This window comes from Ruegeria sp. CDSB029 (assembly GCF_059611125.1).
In genome coordinates, this window is the sequence record NZ_JBXWOX010000004.1 from 120482 (window position 1) to 139089 (window position 18608).

General features: G+C 57.6%; 21 protein-coding genes and 1 tRNA gene. 14 read left to right on the top strand and 8 right to left on the bottom strand.

The annotated features are described in order from the left end of the window. The first annotated feature begins 30 nt into the window (after window positions 1–30). The gene (locus AC2FI8_RS06550) at window positions 31–1326 is read left to right on the top strand and encodes a lipoprotein-releasing ABC transporter permease subunit (protein WP_496767902.1); all 1296 of its coding nucleotides are present in this window, start codon (window positions 31–33) and stop codon (window positions 1324–1326) included. Beyond that, on the top strand, window positions 1319–2005 hold the full coding sequence (locus AC2FI8_RS06555) for an ABC transporter ATP-binding protein (RefSeq protein WP_496767904.1): 687 nt from the start codon (window positions 1319–1321) through the stop codon (window positions 2003–2005). The genes AC2FI8_RS06550 and AC2FI8_RS06555 overlap by 8 nt, the downstream gene beginning before the upstream one ends. Here AC2FI8_RS06555 and AC2FI8_RS06560 read toward each other — a convergent pair. Then, the gene (locus AC2FI8_RS06560) at window positions 1989–2426 is read right to left on the bottom strand and encodes a DMT family transporter (protein ID WP_496724326.1); all 438 of its coding nucleotides are present in this window, start codon (window positions 2424–2426) and stop codon (window positions 1989–1991) included. The two genes, AC2FI8_RS06555 and AC2FI8_RS06560, sit on opposite strands and share 17 nt — an antisense overlap. Before the next feature lie 92 nt (window positions 2427–2518). Here AC2FI8_RS06560 and AC2FI8_RS06565 point away from each other — a divergent pair, with 92 nt between their 5' ends. Next, a complete protein-coding gene (locus AC2FI8_RS06565; RefSeq protein ID WP_496777988.1) occupies window positions 2519–2917 on the top strand; it encodes a c-type cytochrome in 399 nt (132 codons plus the stop codon). Window positions 2918–2920: 3 nt separating this feature from the next. Here the strand turns inward: AC2FI8_RS06565 and AC2FI8_RS06570 are convergent, their stop codons facing one another. Both AC2FI8_RS06570 and AC2FI8_RS06575 read right to left on the bottom strand, forming a co-directional pair. Continuing rightward, complete coding sequence (locus AC2FI8_RS06570) at window positions 2921–3613, bottom strand: hypothetical protein (RefSeq protein ID WP_496777990.1); 693 nt, start codon at window positions 3611–3613, stop codon at window positions 2921–2923. A gap of 41 nt (window positions 3614–3654) precedes the next feature. Then, a complete protein-coding gene (locus tag AC2FI8_RS06575; RefSeq protein WP_496777992.1) occupies window positions 3655–4317 on the bottom strand; it encodes a DNA-3-methyladenine glycosylase I in 663 nt (220 codons plus the stop codon). 415 nt (window positions 4318–4732) lie between these two features. Between AC2FI8_RS06575 and AC2FI8_RS06580 the strand changes: the two genes are divergently transcribed. From AC2FI8_RS06580 to AC2FI8_RS06610, 7 genes are all read left to right on the top strand, one after another. Next, window positions 4733–5683: an ABC transporter substrate-binding protein gene (locus AC2FI8_RS06580; RefSeq protein ID WP_496777994.1), complete on the top strand. Its 951-nt coding sequence runs from the start codon at window positions 4733–4735 to the stop codon at window positions 5681–5683. 10 nt (window positions 5684–5693) lie between these two features. Then, the gene (locus tag AC2FI8_RS06585; protein ID WP_496724332.1) at window positions 5694–6743 is read left to right on the top strand and encodes a quaternary amine ABC transporter ATP-binding protein; all 1050 of its coding nucleotides are present in this window, start codon (window positions 5694–5696) and stop codon (window positions 6741–6743) included. Further along, window positions 6740–8806 carry an ABC transporter permease gene (locus AC2FI8_RS06590; RefSeq protein ID WP_496777996.1) on the top strand — a complete coding sequence of 689 codons (2067 nt, stop codon included), beginning with the start codon at window positions 6740–6742 and terminating at the stop codon, window positions 8804–8806. Before AC2FI8_RS06585 ends, AC2FI8_RS06590 begins: the two co-directional genes overlap by 4 nt. A gap of 108 nt (window positions 8807–8914) precedes the next feature. Next, window positions 8915–9580: an NnrU family protein gene (locus tag AC2FI8_RS06595; protein ID WP_496777999.1), complete on the top strand. Its 666-nt coding sequence runs from the start codon at window positions 8915–8917 to the stop codon at window positions 9578–9580. Between the two features lie 72 nt (window positions 9581–9652). Further along, window positions 9653–10174, top strand: a complete 522-nt coding sequence (locus AC2FI8_RS06600; protein ID WP_496767920.1) for a DUF2478 domain-containing protein — start codon at window positions 9653–9655, stop codon at window positions 10172–10174. An 86-nt stretch (window positions 10175–10260) separates the two neighbouring features. After that, window positions 10261–11508, top strand: coding sequence for a D-arabinono-1,4-lactone oxidase (locus AC2FI8_RS06605; RefSeq protein WP_496778001.1), 1248 nt, complete (start codon window positions 10261–10263; stop codon window positions 11506–11508). Further along, window positions 11505–12626, top strand: coding sequence for an alanine racemase (locus AC2FI8_RS06610; RefSeq protein ID WP_496778004.1), 1122 nt, complete (start codon window positions 11505–11507; stop codon window positions 12624–12626). Before AC2FI8_RS06605 ends, AC2FI8_RS06610 begins: the two co-directional genes overlap by 4 nt. Window positions 12627–12633: 7 nt before the next feature. Here AC2FI8_RS06610 and AC2FI8_RS06615 read toward each other — a convergent pair whose 3' ends face one another. Both AC2FI8_RS06615 and AC2FI8_RS06620 read right to left on the bottom strand, forming a co-directional pair. Then, complete coding sequence (locus AC2FI8_RS06615) at window positions 12634–14115, bottom strand: hypothetical protein (protein WP_496778005.1); 1482 nt, start codon at window positions 14113–14115, stop codon at window positions 12634–12636. Between the two features lie 227 nt (window positions 14116–14342). Then, a tRNA-Tyr gene (locus tag AC2FI8_RS06620) sits at window positions 14343–14426 on the bottom strand. A 116-nt stretch (window positions 14427–14542) separates the two neighbouring features. On the opposite strand from AC2FI8_RS06620, the gene rlmB reads away from it, so the two are divergent. The 4 genes from rlmB (at window position 14543) to AC2FI8_RS06640 (ending at window position 16837) form a co-directional block, all read left to right on the top strand. Beyond that, entirely contained in the window at window positions 14543–15313 is a 771-nt protein-coding gene (gene rlmB / locus AC2FI8_RS06625) for a 23S rRNA (guanosine(2251)-2'-O)-methyltransferase RlmB (protein ID WP_496778008.1), read from the top strand. After that, window positions 15297–15611, top strand: coding sequence for a hypothetical protein (locus AC2FI8_RS06630; protein ID WP_200833257.1), 315 nt, complete (start codon window positions 15297–15299; stop codon window positions 15609–15611). The genes rlmB and AC2FI8_RS06630 overlap by 17 nt, the downstream gene beginning before the upstream one ends. A gap of 104 nt (window positions 15612–15715) precedes the next feature. Further along, window positions 15716–16168, top strand: a complete 453-nt coding sequence (locus tag AC2FI8_RS06635; protein WP_496778010.1) for a YHS domain-containing (seleno)protein — start codon at window positions 15716–15718, stop codon at window positions 16166–16168. 198 nt (window positions 16169–16366) lie between these two features. Continuing rightward, window positions 16367–16837, top strand: coding sequence for a CoA-binding protein (locus tag AC2FI8_RS06640; RefSeq protein ID WP_496778012.1), 471 nt, complete (start codon window positions 16367–16369; stop codon window positions 16835–16837). Between the two features lie 3 nt (window positions 16838–16840). Here AC2FI8_RS06640 and AC2FI8_RS06645 read toward each other — a convergent pair whose 3' ends face one another. From AC2FI8_RS06645 to hisF, 3 genes are all read right to left on the bottom strand, one after another. Continuing rightward, a complete protein-coding gene (locus AC2FI8_RS06645; RefSeq protein WP_496778016.1) occupies window positions 16841–17416 on the bottom strand; it encodes a hypothetical protein in 576 nt (191 codons plus the stop codon). A gap of 72 nt (window positions 17417–17488) precedes the next feature. Further along, window positions 17489–17806: a phosphoribosyl-ATP diphosphatase gene (locus tag AC2FI8_RS06650; protein ID WP_496778021.1), complete on the bottom strand. Its 318-nt coding sequence runs from the start codon at window positions 17804–17806 to the stop codon at window positions 17489–17491. Next, on the bottom strand, window positions 17803–18564 hold the full coding sequence (hisF, locus tag AC2FI8_RS06655; protein WP_496778023.1) for an imidazole glycerol phosphate synthase subunit HisF: 762 nt from the start codon (window positions 18562–18564) through the stop codon (window positions 17803–17805). Before hisF ends, AC2FI8_RS06650 begins: the two co-directional genes overlap by 4 nt. Window positions 18565–18608 lie beyond the last annotated feature (44 nt).

Sequence of the window (18608 nt, forward strand, 5' to 3'; positions counted from 1 at the left end):
GGTCGCGACAACAAAATAACCGGAGCAGGCATGGCCAGAACACCCCCGCCCTTTGCCCCATTTGAGTGGAAAATCGCGTGGCGTTACCTGCGCGCGCGCCGTGCCGAAGGTGGCGTGAGCGTTATGACGTGGATTTCCCTGATCGGGATCACGCTGGCCGTCTTTGCCCTGATTGCCACTCTGGCCGTCCGTTCTGGATTTCGGTCCGAATTCGTCGGCACTATTCTGGGCGCAAACGCCCATGTGACTGTGTACTCCGCCGGAGAGTTTGATGCGCAGGGGCGCGTTGACCGCACAATCGCGGAATATGAAGAGATGACCAGCCGGATCGCGCAGGTTCCGGGCGTGGAACGCGCGGCCCCGCTGGTCAAAGGGCAGGTCCTGATTACCAATCGCGATCGCAGCAGCGGGGTCGAGGTCTTTGGTATCCGCCCCGACGACTTGCGCGATCTGCCGGGCGTCGCGCAAAGCGAACAAGCCGTCGGTGATCTGACCCAGTTTCAAGACGGAGAGGATGTGATTGCCATTGGGTCCGGTGTGGCGCGCAGCATCGGAGCAGCGGTTGGTGACACGGTCAAACTGACCTCACCCAATGGGGTGAAAACCGCCTTTGGGACGTCTCCGCGCGTGAACGCTTATCAGGTGGTCTATGTGTTCTCGGCCGGGCGGTATGACATCGACCGCACCCGCGTTTATATGCCGTTCACGCAAGCTCAGAGCTTTTTCAACCGCGACGGTGTGGCCGACGAGATCGAAGTGATGGTCGAACGGCCCGAGGAAATGACCCCGGTTCTGATTCCCATCCTCGAGGCCGCAGGCGGGCGCAGCCAGATCTGGACTTGGCAGGATGCGTCGGGCGGATTTCTGCGTGCGCTTGAGGTTGAGGACAACGTGATGTTTATCATCCTGTCGATCCTCGTCCTGATCGCAGCAATGAACATCGTGTCGGGCCTGATCATGCTGGTGAAAAACAAGGGGCGCGATATCGGTATCCTGCGCACCATTGGCCTGAGCGAAGGGTCGATCCTGCGGGTCTTTTTCATCTGCGGTGCATTCACAGGCATCATTGGCACCGTCATGGGCGTGATCCTCGGCTGCCTGTTTGCCATCTATATCGACCCGATATTCTCATTCGTGAACTACGTCATGGGCGGCGGCGTCTGGGATCCGTCCATTCGCGGCATCTACTCCTTACCCGCCGAGTTGCACCTTTCAGATGTTCTCAAGGCGATTGGGCTGTCGTTGGGGCTGTCATTCATCGTCACCTATTTCCCGGCCCGCCGCGCGGCGCGGCTGAACCCGGTTGAGGCGCTGCGCTATGAATGATCTGACGATGCGGCTGAACGGTTTGACCAAGACCTACCTCAAGGGCACTCCAGGTGAGGTGCAGGTGTTGCGTGGGGTCGATCTGGAATTGCGCGCAGGTGAGGCTGTGGCTTTGGTCGCGCCATCCGGGGCAGGCAAATCGACACTGTTGCACATTGCTGGGCTACTGGACAAACCAGATGAAGGATCAGTTGAGATCGCGGGCCAGAATGTAGCGGGCAGGGGGGATCGAACCCGTACAGCGCTTAGACGGCAGGACGTTGGGTTCGTGTACCAGTTCCATCATTTGTTGCCCGAGTTTACTGCGCTGGAAAACATCACCCTGCCGCAACTGGCTAACGGTGTATCCGAGAAGGCTGCACTGGACAGGGCGATGGCCTTGCTGGACCGCGTTGGAGTGGCGGCACGTGCCAAACACCGCCCCGCCGCCCTGTCAGGGGGCGAGCAGCAGCGTGTTGCGTTTTGCCGGGCCCTGGCGAACAAGCCACGCGTTTTGCTGGCGGATGAACCGACCGGTAACCTGGATCCCGAAACCTCGGATCAGGTATTTGGTGCTTTGATGTCGCTGGTCCGGGATGAAGGGCTTTCAGCGTTGATTGTCACGCATAACATGGATCTGGCCGCGCGGATGGACCGAAAACTGCGGCTGGAGGCGGGTGTTCTTAAGCCAGTTGAGTGATGGCGACACCGGCCGCCATCACGGCTATGCCCCCGGCCCGTATCCATGTCAGCGGCGTGACCTGAGCACCAAACAGGCCAAAATGATCGATGGCCGCCGTGCTGATTAGCTGTCCCAGCAGAACAAAGAACACGGCGTTGCCGACTCCGAAATGGGGGGCGACATGCGTGATCGACAGAACATAAAACGCAATCAAAACACCGGCCAGCAACAAGTGTTTCGGGGCTTGGGCCACCTTGGATAGCGCTTCTATTCCTGGAAACAGCAGCATGACCAGGGCTGACGCCACGAACGCGATGGCAAACAGGACTACGCCGGCGGTTGTCGGGGACCCGATCAGCTTGCCCAGTGCGGCATTCAAAGCCGCCAGAATCGGAACGCCGATCCCGGCCGCCAGCATAATGGCTGCGTATTGTGTCATTGCCCGTATCCTCCCGCTTCGTTGATCTGGATCATTGCGCCAAGCCGCCCGGCGGGCAAGCCTGCAAATGTCAATCGTGACAGGAGGATGCGATGATCAAACCGATGTTCGGGGCCGTTTGTGCGAGTGTAGCTGCGTTGGCGTCTCAGACCATGGCGCAGAACGTTGAAACCGGTGCCGAACTCTATCAGCATTATTGTGCGACTTGTCATGGGATCGATGCGACCGGGCATGGGCCAATGGCTGGTGTGTTGGTGATACAGCCGACTGATCTGACCCAGCTGGCATCCGGGGATGGAGTATTCCCAACAGCCCGTGTTGTGGCGCGTATCGACGGGCGTGATCCCTTGGTCAGTCATGGCAGCCCGATGCCGGTTTACGGTCCCTATTTCGACGGGCAGGATACCTCGATGAAAACACCCGATGGGCAGCCGATCCTGACTAGTCAGCCGATTGTGGATCTGGTGGCTTACCTGGAGACGCTGCAATAAGGCTTAGCCTTCGCGGCAAATCCCTTCTACCTTCGCTCCGCTCCACGGAATGACAACGGCACGCTCGCGCTGCGCGCCAGGCAGCGGTGACAAGTCGAAATGCGCGCCCAACATGTCATGCAGGCGCTGGGTCCGCGGTGCGTTAGGGTCCAATGCCCGGCAGCAGACGTATTCCTCGACGATCGCCCCCTGTTGTTCGAATCCATAGGATAGAAAATCAGGCGATGTCTGCAGGTCGAACAGGTACGGGTCCTTGCTTCCGCCATGTTCGGCGGCGGCTCGCAGGGGGTGGTAACCAGTGGACTGGCGGTTCTGCCATTGCCAGACGTGGGTCAGTTCGTGTGCAAGCAACATCCCGGCAATCAGGTCCATCTGTTCCGGGAAATCGGACATATAGTCCTCAAGGTACCAGTCCTTGTTAAAATAGACCTTATTGAACAACGCAACAGCGGCGGGTTTCGCGGTTACGACCCCTTCTTCGGTTGGTGGCAGGATACGTTCCCTACAGGCCAGGCGCGGCCGGTCCTTGCGGTAAAACGTGATCGGCGTTACCGGCGCACCTTCGACAAGTCGCACGCGATCCAAATCCAGCGTGTCGCCTTGAACGGCACTTGCAAATGCGCGTTCCTGATCCGTCAAAGGGCGACCACAGGCAGCAAGCAAAATTAATAGCGTCATCAAAATACGAAAGGCCATAATCAAAGCCTAATGCGAAGTGCCCGCGCTGCAACCCGTTTTCACAGGCTCATCGCCAAAACCCTGCTGATTTCCGTCAGCGACCGGCCTGATTGATCCATCCATGTATTAAAGGCCTCTTGCACCGCAGCCATCGCCTTTTTCGAAGTCGCGGGTTTATCGACCACCCCTTCGGCAATCAGCCGCGCGGTCACATCTTGCGAGAGGACAAAACTGTCACGCCCTGCAAATCGCATGGCGTATTGGGCCGAAGCCCCGCCCAGACGCGACCCTCGCTTGCCCAGCATCGCCAGCAGCCCGGCAAAGTCGACCGATGGCCAACCCCCAAGAACCTGACCCGCACCGCCTTCATCACGAAGCTCCAGCAAAAAGGCGGCATTGTCACGAACAGTCGCGATCTTGGTTCCGTTGCGCACAATGCGGGTATCCTGCAGCAAGGCGTCGAATTTCTCATCATCCATGAAGGCGCAGCGTCCGACATCGAAACCGTCAAATGCGATTTCAAACCCGTCCCACTTGTTTTCGATGACCTTCCAGTTGAACCCCGCCTGAAAGATGGTCTTGGTGATAATCGACAGCCAGCGATCTTCCGGCATCTCAGCAAGCTCGGCCAGGCTTTTGGGTTTGCTCAATTTTTCATTCAACGCATCCGGGCCACCATGGCGATTGGCAGCCATTACAAAAATTTCATCGAAATGATGCATCAATCATGTCCTCCACCGTTAAAGTTGCCTGTTGAACGCTTCGTTGCAAGGTCTCAAAGAGAGTGAAGCTTTGGACATTTGGTGCGTCTGAGATCAAAAAAATGCAGAAAAATCGAACATGAGCAAAGAAATGCTCGACAAAACAGGGGATTCGGGTTTGTGATTGACTCGTCAATCAAAGACCTGCGCCAGATATTTGTGTTAAGCAAAAACGCGCGCGATCAGTACAACGCAGCGAGTGGGGACTTGCCGCTTAGTACAAGGCGAAAAATTCCGCCTTTGTTCAAAGTGTTCACTTCCCTTTTGCGGCCAATATTGTGCATGTTGCGACATGGTATTGTCGTCCGTCCAACCTTCCGGCGCGCACCTGTGCGCTGAGGTGGACGAAAAACAAAAAAAGACAGGGAGAATGTCGATGAAAAAAATTAGTGTCAGCCTGTTGGCTATGATGGTAGCCGGTTCCGCTTACGCCGCCGATATGGGTGCCGTGGACGAGCCGATCAAACTGGCGATCAACGAATGGACCGGTCAGCACGTAACGACCCAAGTGGCGGGTGAGATGCTGAAAGCCGCGGGTTACAACGTCGAATATGTGACCGCTGGTATGATGAATCAGTTCCAGGCAATCGCGGATGGCGACATCACTGCGACGCTGGAAATCTGGTCGTCCAACGTCTCGGACGAATACGCCAAGAAAATCGACGAAGGAACCGTCGTTGAGATCGGCGATCTGGGTCTGGATGCCAAGGAAGGCATTGCTTATCCGGCGCACGTGGCCGATCTGTGCCCCGGTCTGCCGGCGTGGGAAGCGCTGAAGGATTGCGCGCAGGTTTTCGCAACCGCTGAAACTCTGCCCGGTGGTCGCCTGGTCGACTATCCTGCTGATTGGGGTACGCCCGGCGCCGACCGTATGACCGGTCTTGAGCTGCCGTTCAAAGCTGTGCCTGCCGGTTCCGAAGGTGCTCTGATCGCAGAATTGCGCGCCTCGACCGAGCGCAAGTCGCCGCTGCTGATCACTTTCTGGCAGCCGCATTGGGCGATGTCGGCCTATGACGTTCAGTTCGTTGAATTGCCTGCCGGTGAAGAAGCCTGCTTTAACGATCCGGCATGGGGACCGAACCCGAACGCCGTGAACGACTGCGATTTCTCGCCCTCGCGCATCTTCAAAGCCAGCTGGAACGGGATGGAAGAAAAATGGCCCGCGGCCTATGAAATCCTGTCCAACTATCAATTGGCGGTCGAGGACCAGCAGCCGATGATGGGCGCGATCGACGTTGACGGCGGTAAAGTCGAAGAAGTTGTCGCCGAATGGATGGCTGCGAACGAAGACAAATGGCGTCCGGTTGTTGACGCGGCAACGCAGTGAGTTCGCATAAGTGACTGACGCGAATACGCCAGCCATTACCTGCCAGAATCTCTGGCAGGTTTTTGGTCAAGGCGCAGACAAAGCCCTGACCGACGCGCTGTCTCGGTCAGGGAATGATGCAGACCAAGCCGCCGCCGATCTGCGCGAACACGGGTTCATCCCGGCCGTTCAGGACGCAAATTTTGAAGTCAAAGAGGGCGAGCTGTTCGTCATCATGGGCCTGTCTGGGTCGGGCAAGTCCACACTGATCCGCTGTATCTCGCAATTGTTGCCGGGCACGGGGGGCGAAATCCGTGTCGACGGCGAAAACGTCATCGGTGCGTCGAAGAAAGCGCTGACCGAATTGCGGCGCAAGAAGTTGGGCATGGTGTTCCAGCATTTTGGCCTGTTTCCACACATGACCGTTGCGGACAACGTGGCCTATCCACTGCGCGTATCGGGCGTCGGCAAAAAGGAACGAATGGCTCGCGCGCAAGAGGTCATCACTTTGGTCGGGCTGGAGGGCCGCGAGGACAGCTACCCGCGTCAGCTTTCCGGTGGTCAGCGTCAGCGCGTGGGAATTGCACGGTCTTTGGCGGTGAACCCGGACATCTGGTTTCTGGACGAGCCGTTCTCGGCCCTCGACCCGCTGATCCGCCGACAGCTGCAGGACGAATTCCTGCGCATTCAGGCGACGCTGAAGAAATCCATCGTCTTCATTACTCATGATATCCAAGAGGCGCTGAAACTGGCCGACCGCATTGCTATCATGCGCGACGGTAAGATCGTCCAGATCGGAACGCCGACGGATATCGTATTGCGCCCCGTAGATGACTACGTGCGCGAATTTTCGAAAGACGTCGCCAAGGGTCAGCACGCCAAAGTCGCCTCGGTCATGCGGGACGAATCAGAACGTGGCCCGGATGATCCTGGCCTGACAACTTCGATGACCCTGGACGCCGCGTTGGCGCATTGCATGGAGCTTTATGAACCTGTTCCTGTACGCGATGAAAACGGCAATATTGTAGGCACGGTTCATCCTTCTGATCTTGCCGCCGCCCTTCAGGTGGATGAGACATGACTACCGTTTCAGACATCCCCAGTAACAACGCGATCCAATTGACGGTTGGCGCGAAGGCGGCATTGATCACAGTCGTTGTCGGCGCGATTTGCCTTGCGTTGGAGGGTCTTGCGCCTTGGTTGGTCAAGTGGCCCACCGCTTGGGAATTGCCCGCGACTGAGTGGGTTGGCGCGTTTTTGGACTGGTTTCTGAACGGCATCAAACCAGCGATGCGGTTGTTTTCCGATTTGATGGCATATCCCATGAACGGGGCCAATTTCGTATTGGGTAATACACCATGGCCCATCCTCATCGGTCTGGTAACGGCACTGGGCTGGTTCCTGGGCGGATTGCCCATGGCGGCGTTGGGTTTCTTTGGGCTGTGTTTCGTGCTGGCCTCAGGCTACTGGGCCGAGAGTATGAATACGCTGGCGCTGGTTGCCGTTTCTGTGCCCGTCGCGTTAGTCGTCGGCGGTGCCATCGGCATCCTTGCCAACGAAGTGCCGCGCGTCAGGTCCTTTGTTCAGGCGGTGCTGGACGTAATGCAGACGGTTCCGACATTTGCCTATTTGACCCCGCTGTTGCTGTTGTTCGGCTTTGGTCCGGTCGTAGGGCTGATCGCTTCGGCCATCTATGCGGCCCCGCCAATGGCGCGCAACGTGATGCTGGGTCTGGAACGGGTCGAGCCCGAGATCAAAGAGGCAGCCATCATGTCCGGCGGCACGCGGTTTCAGCAGTTGTTTCAGGTCGAAATCCCCGCAGCGGCGACGCAGATCATGGTGGGCGTAAACCAATGCCTGATGGCTGCCCTTTCGATGGTCATCATCGCCGCCGTTATCGGCGGGTTCAACGACATCGGCTGGGAAGTCCTTCTGACCATGCGCAAGGCGCAGTTCGGTGAGTCGCTGATGGCCGGTCTCGTCATCGTGGTCTTTGCCGTGGTGATCGACCGGATGAGCGGCACGCTGGCGACAGAGCGTAAGCGCTATGATCAACGCGTTATCTGGGCGGTGTTGGGCTTTTCAGCCCTGTTCACAGCCGCCTTCTGGGCATGGCTGCCGAACCCGTCCGAACTGACCTTGCTGGACCCGATGGCCGAGGCTGTCGATAGCGGCCTGACTGCGTTCACGCAAGCGAACGGTCCTTGGCTGGATGCGCTCAAGAACAACTCATTGTTCTATGTCCTGTTGCCACTGCGGATCGGTCTGGATCAGGCCGTTCTGCCGTTCACATGGGGTTTCCAGTGGACAGCTGGCATGAGCTTCGGCCTGTTCGCCGTCAGCGCGGTCATCGCCGCACTGATGGCATGGCGTGGTCACCTGACGGGCGGTTTGGTTGTTCTGATCCTGATCGGAATGCTGGAAACGGGTATTTCAAACCTTCCATGGCCCTTCGTCCTGACCGGGGCGGCTGCGCTCAGCTATGTCGCGGGGGGCTGGCGTCTGGCGGCGCTTTCCGTTGGGTTGCTTTGCACCATCCTAGTGTCCGGCCTGTGGGAGCGCGCCTTGCTGTCGCTTTACCTCAGCGGTGCTGCGGTGTTTTCCTGCGCCATCGCAGGTGGCTTGATCGGCCTAGCCAGCGCCGTATGGTTGCCGGTCTGGAAGGTCGTTCGTCCGATCTGCGACATGCTGCAGACAATCCCGCTGTTCGTCTTCCTGATCCCTGTGCTGATGGTTTTCCAGATTGGCGAGTTCTCGGCCTTTCTGGCGATCTGTGCTTACGCCATCGTTCCGATGATCCGCTACACGCGTCACGGGCTGGTCAACACTCCGGAAGAGATGATGGAGGCCGCGATCTCAAGCGGTGCGACCGAGTGGCAGATCATGCGGGATGTGCGCGCGCCATATGCTGCGCCGACGATCCTGCTGGGGCTGAACCAGACCATCCTTTATGCCTTTGCAATGCTGGTGATCGCTGCGCTGATCGGGACCACCGGTCTGGGACAGTCGATCTATCTGGCGCTAGGTCAGGCGGATGTGGGTCTGGGCATCTCGGCCGGTGCCGCTATGGCGATTCTAGCGCTTGTTGCCGATCGTATCGTGCAGGGTTTTGCCGAAGAACGGCGCAAAGCGTTGGGACTGTAAAATGGGGCAGGGGCGGCGCGTCCGCCCCTTCTACCCCGCGTTTGATCTTGGACAAAGACCGGACAGCCTTCGGGGCGTAGACCGCGCGTAACACGTTCGGAGAATACTATGACCAGTTGGGCCTTCTTTCTTGCAGCACTGATCACCTTTCTTCTCAGCCACGCCATCCCGGTGAGGCCGGGTGTTCGCAGTCGACTGATCGAAACACTAGGGTGCAAGGGTTATTTTGCGGCATATTCCGCACTTTCCCTTCTGGTGCTGGCATGGCTGATCGTCGCCGCAGCGCAAGCGCCATATGTTGAGGTCATCCCGCCGCTTGTCATCTTTCGCTGGGCGCCACTCTTGGTGATGCCAATCGTGTGCTGGCTGGCTGTCGCGGGCATATCGATCCAAAACCGGTTCTCATTTGGCGGGATGGGGCATCGTACATTCGATCCCGAAAAACCGGGCATCCTGCGGTCCACGCGCCACCCTGTTCTTGCGGCTTTGATGCTGTGGGCGGGGGCTCATCTGCTGGCCAATGGCAGCCTGTCACACGTGATCCTGTTCGGGCTTTTTGCAGGCTTTTCGACATTCGGCATGGCACTGATCGACCGCCGCAAACAACGCGACTTGGGTATGGAATGGACCCGGTTGTCCCGCAACACGGCCCGCCTGTCGCTGCGCGTACCACAACCGTGGCCGCGCCCTTGGGTCTGGCTGGTTGCAATTGCGATCTTCATGGCATTGCTTCATTTGCACGCGCCTGTGATCGGATTATCGCCATTACCGTGATCCAAGAGAGTGGTCGCGCAGGACCTTGCGTGCTATCTGGAACGTTACAAATCTGTACTAAGGGGTCCTTGGATGCATCTGGCCTATGTTACTACCACCGACCGCGGCGCAACCGACCGCCTGTTAAGTGCGGTTGCCGAACACCTGCTCGCCAAAGGCGCGAGCCTTGCGGGTGTGGTTCAAACCAACACCGAATGCGCGGATAGCAGCAAATGTGACATGGATGTTCGCGTTCTGCCCGAGGGTGAGACGATCCGTATCTCGCAATCCCTTGGTGAGCAGTCACGTGGTTGTCGTCTGGATCCTGCCGCGCTGGAACAGGCCGTCGGATATGTGACCTCTACGCTGGCCGACGCGCCGCAATTGCTGATCATCAACAAGTTCGGAAAACATGAGGCTGACGGGCGCGGATTCCGCCCGGTGATCGCCGAAGCACTGGCGCAGGATGTTCCCGTCCTTGTCGGTGTGAATGGTCTGAACAAGGAAAAATTCGACGCGTTCACAGGTGGTGCTGCTGAACAGATCGAACCTGATTCTGAAAGCATCATCGCATGGTTCGACCGAGTCACTGCGCAACGTGAGGCCGCGGCCTGACAAAGCTCCCGTTGGGTAAGCTTCTGTTTTCCTGACTTGTTTCGTGTCGCATGTGCTGCAATCCTTTCTCTCGGAGGAGACAGTGCATGTGGACCAACTGGGCCGGAAACCAGCGCACGGATACGCCAATAGCGCGCCCGACGTCGATTGCTGAACTGCAAAATGAGATCGCGCGACCCCAAAGCCTGCGGGTCTTGGGTGCGGGGCATTCCTTTACGCCAATCGTAGCCGGTGGTGACCGGATCGTGGACTTGTCTGATTTGGATCTATCAACACCTGGCGATGCCCGGCAGGATCGGGTGTGGGTCAACGCCAATGCGCGGTTGCGAGATTTGTCACCGACGCTGGCGGACAGGGGGCTGGCGTTCCGTAACCTTGGAGATATCAACGCACAATCACTGGCCGGCGCGGTGTCGACGGCGACCCATGGGACCGGGCGGGACTTGCCGTGCCTTGCGGCAGAAGTCACGGCGGCCCGAATGGTCGGGGCAAGCGGCGATATTCTGACCACGGATGATATCCCGCTTGAGATGGTACAGGTCAGTTTGGGGATGCTAGGCGTTCTGACCGAAGCGCAGATTTCGGTCGTGCCAAAGTACAACTTACGTCGTCAGGTTCAGCTTGCCTCGGTCGAGGAAAGTCTGGCCACGATGCACGAGAAATGGGCAGAGAACCGGAATTTCGAATTCTTCTGCATCCCGTTTACCGGAAAGACTGTCGAACTTCGTCACGCCATCACGGATGCAGCCGAAAGCAAAGCACCGCGCGATTTGGATATGATTGCTGTAAAGGTACTGAAACTTGCGCGCAGCGCGGGGCGGATCAGCGAAGGGTTGCGCAGTGCGATACTCAAGCTACTGACGCTTGCGCAGTCGGACGAGGATTATATCGGCGAAAGCTGGCGGGTTTTGTGTAGCGACCGGCATATTCGTTTCAAGGAAATGGAATACCATCTGCCGCCAGATGTGGCTGGGGATGTTCTGCAAGAGGTTCTGACGCGCCTACATCGCGACCACAAGGACATCTACTTTCCGATCGAAGTGCGCCAGACTGCTGGCGACACGGCCTGTCTGTCTCCGTTCCAGGGTGGGCCGCGCATTTCCATCGCTATTCACGCCGACGCAGCCGAGGATCATAAACGGTATTTCGAAGCCATTGAGCCGCTATTTGTCGAAGCAGGGGGCCGCCCTCATTGGGGTAAGATGCACAATTTGGCTTACAAAGACCTGTCCGCAATGTATCCGGATTTTGATCGGTTTTGTGCGCTGCGCGAACGGCTCGATCCACAGGGTAAGTTTTTGACCCCCGCGCTTGCTCGGTTGTTTCGACCATGAATGCAGCAGCCCTGAAAGCCCTGTCAGATGTTCTGCGATCACACGGGGTCGACAAGCCCGTCGTCGTAGTGGACTTAGACTTGTTGGACGCCAATTGTGTTGTCGCGAAAAGGGCTGCTGACGCTGGGCTGGCCCGCAGGCTGGTCGCCAAGTCTCTGCCCTGCCTTCCTTTGTTGGATTTCATTCGCGAGCGCATCTCGACCTCTGGCCTGATGACGTTTTCCGAACCGATGTTGCAGGCGCTTTTGACGGCCGAGCCCGATACGGACCATCTGATCGGGAAGCCCCTGCCTGTCAGTACGGCTGCAAGGCTTCTGACCACCAATCACGACGCGGCAAGGCGCGTTCAATGGTTGATCGACACACCAGCTCGGCTTGGGGAATATTTGGCGTTGGCTTCAGATCGCCAGACATCACTGCGTTTGTCTTTGGAACTGGATATCGGCCTGCACCGTGGCGGGCTAAATTCTCAGAATGTCCCAGAACTTGCCCAACAAATAATGGCGCACCCATACGGGCAGCTTGCCGGGGTCATGGGGTACGAGGCGCATTTGGCGAAACTGCCCGGCATTCTGCGCAACCGAGCGGTTCGGGCCAGTGCAGATGCGTTCAACACAGCCATCGCCGCTTTGCCGCGTGACGAGGATGGGTTGTGTCTGAACACAGGCGGCAGCCTGACCTTTCAATCCTACCTTGCCGAGGGTTCTGCGAATGAGGTGGCATTCGGCTCGGTCCTGGTAAAGCCCGGCGATTTTGACCACGCCACGACGCAGGCGTTTGACCCAGCCGCGTTCATTGCGACACCAGTTCTGAAAGTAATGCCGGGAAACGCATTGCCGGGACTTGAGTTCTTGCCGCGACAAAAAACGGATATTGCGATCTTTGGCGGCCACTTCCTTTCCCAGCCGGTTTTCCCAGCATCGTTTGGCTACTCAACGGTCTTCGGGCGTTCAAGCAATCAGGAAGTGTGGACCGGCCCGCGTTCGGCAGACGTATCGCCGGGCGACATCGCACTGCTGCGCCCTGCTCAAAGCGAGGCTGTACTGAATCAGTTCGGCACCATGCTTGCCATCCAAGGCGGGCAGGTGGTTAGCGAATGGCCATGCCTGCCCAACTAGGCGTCGCTTAATCTGCAAACAGGACTTCGGCGGCGCGGCGCGCCTCGGGGTCGCGCTTGATTTCTTGGTTGTAAGGAAGCTCGGCCAGTTCGGGCACCGACTGACGCAGGATCGCCGCGTTTAGCTCTCCGTTCCGGCGCAGGGCAGGAGTAATGCCCATACTGCGCGAGATCAGATATCTGTCATTGAACGGATTGAGCGTAAAGTGACGCGGCATCCCGTTCAGCCCGGCACCCATTGTGTTTGGAAGGATGTTCTCAAGAAATGATAGGTCAAACGCGTAGCGGTGCGTTTCCGGTGGCAGTGTGTCAAGCCAAGTCATCACCTCACGTTGCCAATAGACAGCGGGTGGAATGCCTTCAGGCGCCCTTAAGCGCAGGCGCCGCACCAGATGTGGAAATCGAAACGCATCCTGCCCTTTCCACTGATTTGCACGGTTCATGTCCATGACATTTCCACGCATCGAAATCTCGGCATCAGGCAGGAATTCGTGTGCCGCCAGTTCACGATACCCCATAGTCGACGTATGTCCGCCCGTACGAAGCCCGAACAGCTTTTCCTCGAGGCTCAGTTCATCCGACGGGCCGTGTTCTTCAGCCAGCTTCATGCCATCAATCCGTTCGGGCTCAAAACCAAGCTTCTGTCCAATTTTCTGGGCAAGCAGACAATCCAGCGATGACAGATAGTTAATCCGGTGCGTATAAAACGCACTGACATGTCCAAGGTGGTCCTTGGCTGACGCGACCAGTGCCCGGCTGTCATACCCACCTGTAATCGGAATGGCGGACCGGAAAGATCGCGCAAGCGCGCCGACCGTAGCCCCGAGACGTGTCACAATATCAGATGCAACGGCGTCAATGTCCGCATCCGCAATAAATGGCCCGTCCGATCGGGGCCAATGGCGATATTGCTGATACCGGTGGAGGGTCAGCGAATGATTTGGTCGGGCCAGCCGAAGGTCGCGGTCTGCAGTGAAGCCTAAAGAAAAGTTAGTTGCCCCCGACATGACATCCTCGGCCCGGATATAGCGTCCGGGTGCGATGGGCCGGTCCAGCGCCATGAAAGGTGATGAGCCTATGAGGCCCGTCTTGGGGTCATAGAAACAGGACAATTCCAGTGTGGGATCGAAATATAGCCTATGTTCGCGCCCGAGCTTGCTGAATATGACAAAGCGCCCTGCCAGATTTTCAAGCCAGTCTTCTAGATCGCGCCATGTCGGACTGGCACCAAGATCGACCTGTGTATCGTCCTCTATCACCGTTCCGGTGTCGACCGCGATCCCAAGAATCAACAGCTGTAGGCTGGCGTCGGTGCAATCGGGTTGCGATATGTTTAGCCGAGGACTGTGATGAATTTTGAACGGGGCAAACTCAGCTGTATTCCAACCTTCGGGTGCTGCCACATTGTCCGATCTGATTGCGTATTGATGGGGAAAAACATCATCGAACGGAATGCCAATTTCTTGCGCTTCACGTATTGCCTGTAGCATTTGCTCTCCACATCGGATTGATCGGCAAAGCCCTGACTTCGCAGGGTATCCTGTTGTTCGTTGTTTGCGATCAGATTAACCGGAGGCGATTTGCACTTCCAGTGGCAAGACCGCCGATCCGTCGCGCAGCGCCCCGCCGATGTCAACAATTTGCAACAGAGCCTCGCAATCGAAGGCCAGTGCAAACGAAAATACTTGGATCGAGGGATCTGTATGTGATTGGAAAGTGGTGGGCGACCCTGGAATCGAACCAGGCGTGCGTCTCCGCGAGGGAGTTACAGTCCCCTGCCACACCTTGCGGCCTGTCGCCCACTGTCAGGCGTTGCACCTGACGTGGAGGCGTGATTACTAGCGCCTTGAAGAAGCGTCAACAGGAAAATTTGGCTTTGACGCAGGAAACCGAATTCCCGGCCCGGAGGCCCAAGAAATGAAGAAACCCAAGTGGGTCGTTGAAAAGGAACAGGCGCGCAAAGCTGCGGCGTCTGAAACCGTATGGCTGTTCGGTTTGCATGCCGTTCGGGATGCTTTGATGAACCCCAACAGACAGAAACTCCGCCTTGTTGTGACGCGGAATGCCCAGGATAAACTGGCAGAAGCGATTGAATTTGCAGGGATCGAGGCCGAAATGGTCGATCCGCGGAGATTTACCGCTCCTATTGATCCGGGTTCGGTTCATCAGGGGGCCGCGCTTGAAGTCAAGCCGCTGGATTGGGGCGGGCTGGCCGAAAACTGCATTGGGCGTGAACATCCCAGGGTCATTCTGTTGGACCGCGTCACCGACCCGCACAATGTTGGGGCGATTCTCCGCTCGGCCGAAGTGCTTGGGGCCAGTGCCGTGATCGGTACGCGGCACCACTCGGCCCCAGAGACGGGCGCGCTGGCTAAAACCGCTAGTGGAGCTTTGGAGCGTCAGCCCTATCTGCGTGTGCGCAATCTGGCGGATGCGATCGTTGAATTGCAGAATATGGGGTTCTTGGTGTTGGGCCTAGATGGCGAGGCGGAGGACACCATCGAAACCGCGCTGGGCGGCAAACTGGATCAACCTGTTGCGCTGGTTCTGGGGGCCGAAGGGCCGGGTCTGCGGCAAAAGACCAAGGAAACTGTCAATCAACTGGTGAAAATCGACGCATCCGGTGGGTTTGGTTCTCTGAACGTCTCAAATGCTGCCGCAATTGCCTTATATGCTTCAAGGCATTGATAGACAGGAGAGAGCCATTACCAGCCCGACCAAAATCGCCACCTGCTGTTATTGCGGAACGCGCGCTGCGTTGGTTCTGAAGGGGAAGCAACGCCACGAACTCAGCTGCTCTAGCTGCGGTGCCCCTTTGCATGACCTCAAGATGGTTCCCAAGCGCAAGCTGAGCAATGACAAGCCAAAGCGCGACAGCTACAAAACCGCCACCGCATACAAGTCCAAAAAGAAAAAGAAGAAAAAGGGGATCTTTGCGCGCGTCATTGATGAGGCCTGGGATGTGGTTGAGGATATCTTTGACTGACGCGGGATAAAGCGACACGGGTGTTCACAACCGCGTTAACAGGGGTGTTTCGCGCGACAAAAGATTGCATTTTGATACCCTGAATTTGTAATCCTGAGCATGTGATGCCAATCAAACGTTTCATACTTCGCGCGATAGCCGCCGTTGCCCTTCTTCCTGCCGCTCATGCACAGGACATGCCCGTCTTCTATGAGGCGGACGGTGCCGTCATGGCCGGCTACGACCCTGTCTCATATTTTCTTGAGGAAACGCCGGTACGGGGTTTGCCAGAGTATTCTGTGATCTGGAAAGGGGCTGAATGGCATTTCGCCTCGGCCGAGAATCGCGATCTGTTTGAAAGCAATCCCCGCGCCTTTTCCCCTCAGTTCGGGGGCTACTGCGCCTATGCTATGGCGCAAGGTATATTAAAAAGCACCGATCCGATGCTTTGGGACATGGTGGAAGGCCGGCTGTATCTGACCCACTCGCCTGAGATTGAGCAGCTCTGGCGCGGAGATCGTGCAGAATACATTCACATGGCCGAGAAAAACTGGCCTGTGGTGCTGTATCAAGACTAGGCGAATTTCCGCTTTCTTCGGCCTGTCATCACAAAAATGCGACGCCCCTCTTTTTTTCTCTGAACTTATGCCTAAATGTCACAGTGACCGCGGAACGGAACTGCCGCGGGTCATTTCACTGTCCCTCGTTCCAACAACTGGCGCTCAGGTTTGACCTGAGCGCTTTTTTCTTTGCTGCGCCAAGTCTAGGGTGGCCGCATGGCGAATTACACAGAACCATTCCTGAAAGACATCCTGCGTCGAACCAAGGTGATTGCCGTGGTGGGCGTTTCGATGAACCCGGTGCGGCCCAGCTATTATGTCGCCCGGTATCTTTCACTTAAGGGATACACAGTGATCCCGGTGAACCCGGGCCATGCCGGGAAGTTTCTTTTTGGCCAGACCGTCCGCGCGTCACTGTCTGACATTACTCAGCCGGTGGATATGGTTGACATCTTTCGCCGGTCCGAGGCCGTTCCGCCAATAGTCGACGAAGCCTTGTCTTCTTTTCCCGACCTGCGCACGATCTGGATGCAGATCGGCGTTGAACATCCCGAAGCCGCCGCCAAAGCACAGGCGCGGGGCATTGACGTTGTAATGAATCGTTGCCCGAAGATCGAATATCAGCGTCTGTTTGGTGAGCTGCGCATGGGTGGATTCGCGACCGGAGTGATTTCTTCCCGGTTGTGAATGCTAGCCGCCGACATAGGGCAGCAAGTCCCCGTATTGTTCCTGGCGGCGCTTTTCCAGAACAACGCTGCGCGGCACCCATTCATACTTGGTGTCTTCCACCAAGGGCGACCAGAACAGAACACCGCCGTACCGCCATGGGTCCAGCACCACGCCGTCATACATCGTCTCACCCTTGCGGCTGATGATGGCCGTGCTGTGGTCGATTCTGAACTGGTTGTCCGCATTTGCTATCGCACGGTGCAATTCCAAGGTCTGGAAGTTCTCTTGCTTCAGCCGACGTTCGATATCCTCGGCCCAATGCCAGCACAGCCCACGCGGGCGTAGACCCTTGTTGACCTTGGCATTGTGGATCAGCGGAGGGTCGGTGATTTCGTACTCCTGAACCAGCTGCGCGGTATAGGAATAGGCGATGCGGGCTGCGCGGTCGGCTTCTTCGGGGTCGATGTCGGGACCAAGGCTGCGGATTTCCGTTACCAGTCGTTGAACTTCATCACCTGTCGAGCGCGGCGGTGCCGAACACGCGGTAATCATCACAAGCGAAAGCAAAGCCATTACACTGGCCAGAGCCTTGGTCATTCCTGCGTTCCTCGGTCGGTCCCACACTGATCCCTGAGTATACAGGGCAGGGCGGCAGGACGGAACCCGCGCTTAGGTCTTTGGGCGCGATGCCTTTTCGGTGATGCCGCTCGTGCCTTGGCGGCGGGCCAACTCGGTCAATACGTCATCCAGCGCCACGTCCCGCGCGGCCAGCATGACCAGCAGGTGATAGAGGACATCCGCAGCCTCAGCGGTCAGCCTATCTTTGTCACCCTTGACGGCTTCGATGATGGCCTCAACAGCCTCTTCCCCGAATTTCTCGGCACATTTCTCAGGCCCCTTAGCCAGTAGCTTTGCGGTCCAGCTGGAGTCCGGCTCGGCCCCCTTGCGGGCCTCAATCGTCGCGGCCAGATCGTGCAGGATGTTCATGTCAGCCTCATGGGGATGCCAGCCGCAGCCATGTGTTCCTTGGCCTCGCGGATGGTGTATTCGCCAAAGTGGAAGATGGAGGCCGCCAGTACGGCACTGGCCCCGCCCTCTGTCACACCTTCGACCAGATGATCCAGGTTTCCTACGCCGCCCGAGGCAATCACCGGCACGTCAACCGCGTCTGAGATCGCGCGGGTCAGGGGCAGATTGAACCCGGCTTTAGTGCCGTCGCGGTCCATCGAGGTCAACAGAATTTCGCCGGCCCCTTTGGCGACAACGGTTTTGGCGAACTCAACTGCGTCGATGCCGGTCGGTTTGCGACCCCCATGGGTGAAAATCTCCCATTTGCCCGGGCTGACGGTTTTGGCGTCGATGGCGCAGACAATACACTGGCTACCGAATTGATCCGCAGCTTCGGCGATGACATCGGGGTTGGCGACAGCGGCCGAGTTGAAGCTGACCTTGTCGGCACCAGCCAACAGCAGCGCCCGAACGTCGTCTTTGGTACGAACGCCTCCACCGACGGTCAGCGGAACAAAACACTGTTCAGCTGTGCGCTGAACCACATCGAACATGGTGCCGCGGTTTTCGTGGGTGGCGTGAATGTCCAGAAAACAGATCTCATCCGCGCCTGCTGCGTCATAGGCTTTGGCCGACTCTACTGGATTGCCCGCGTCACGCAGGCCAACGAAATTGACACCTTTGACAACACGGCCATCAGCGACATCCAGACAGGGAATGATACGGGTTTTCAGCATACCGGCGTCCTTTGTTGACGCACCTGTATCGGCAAAACCCCGCC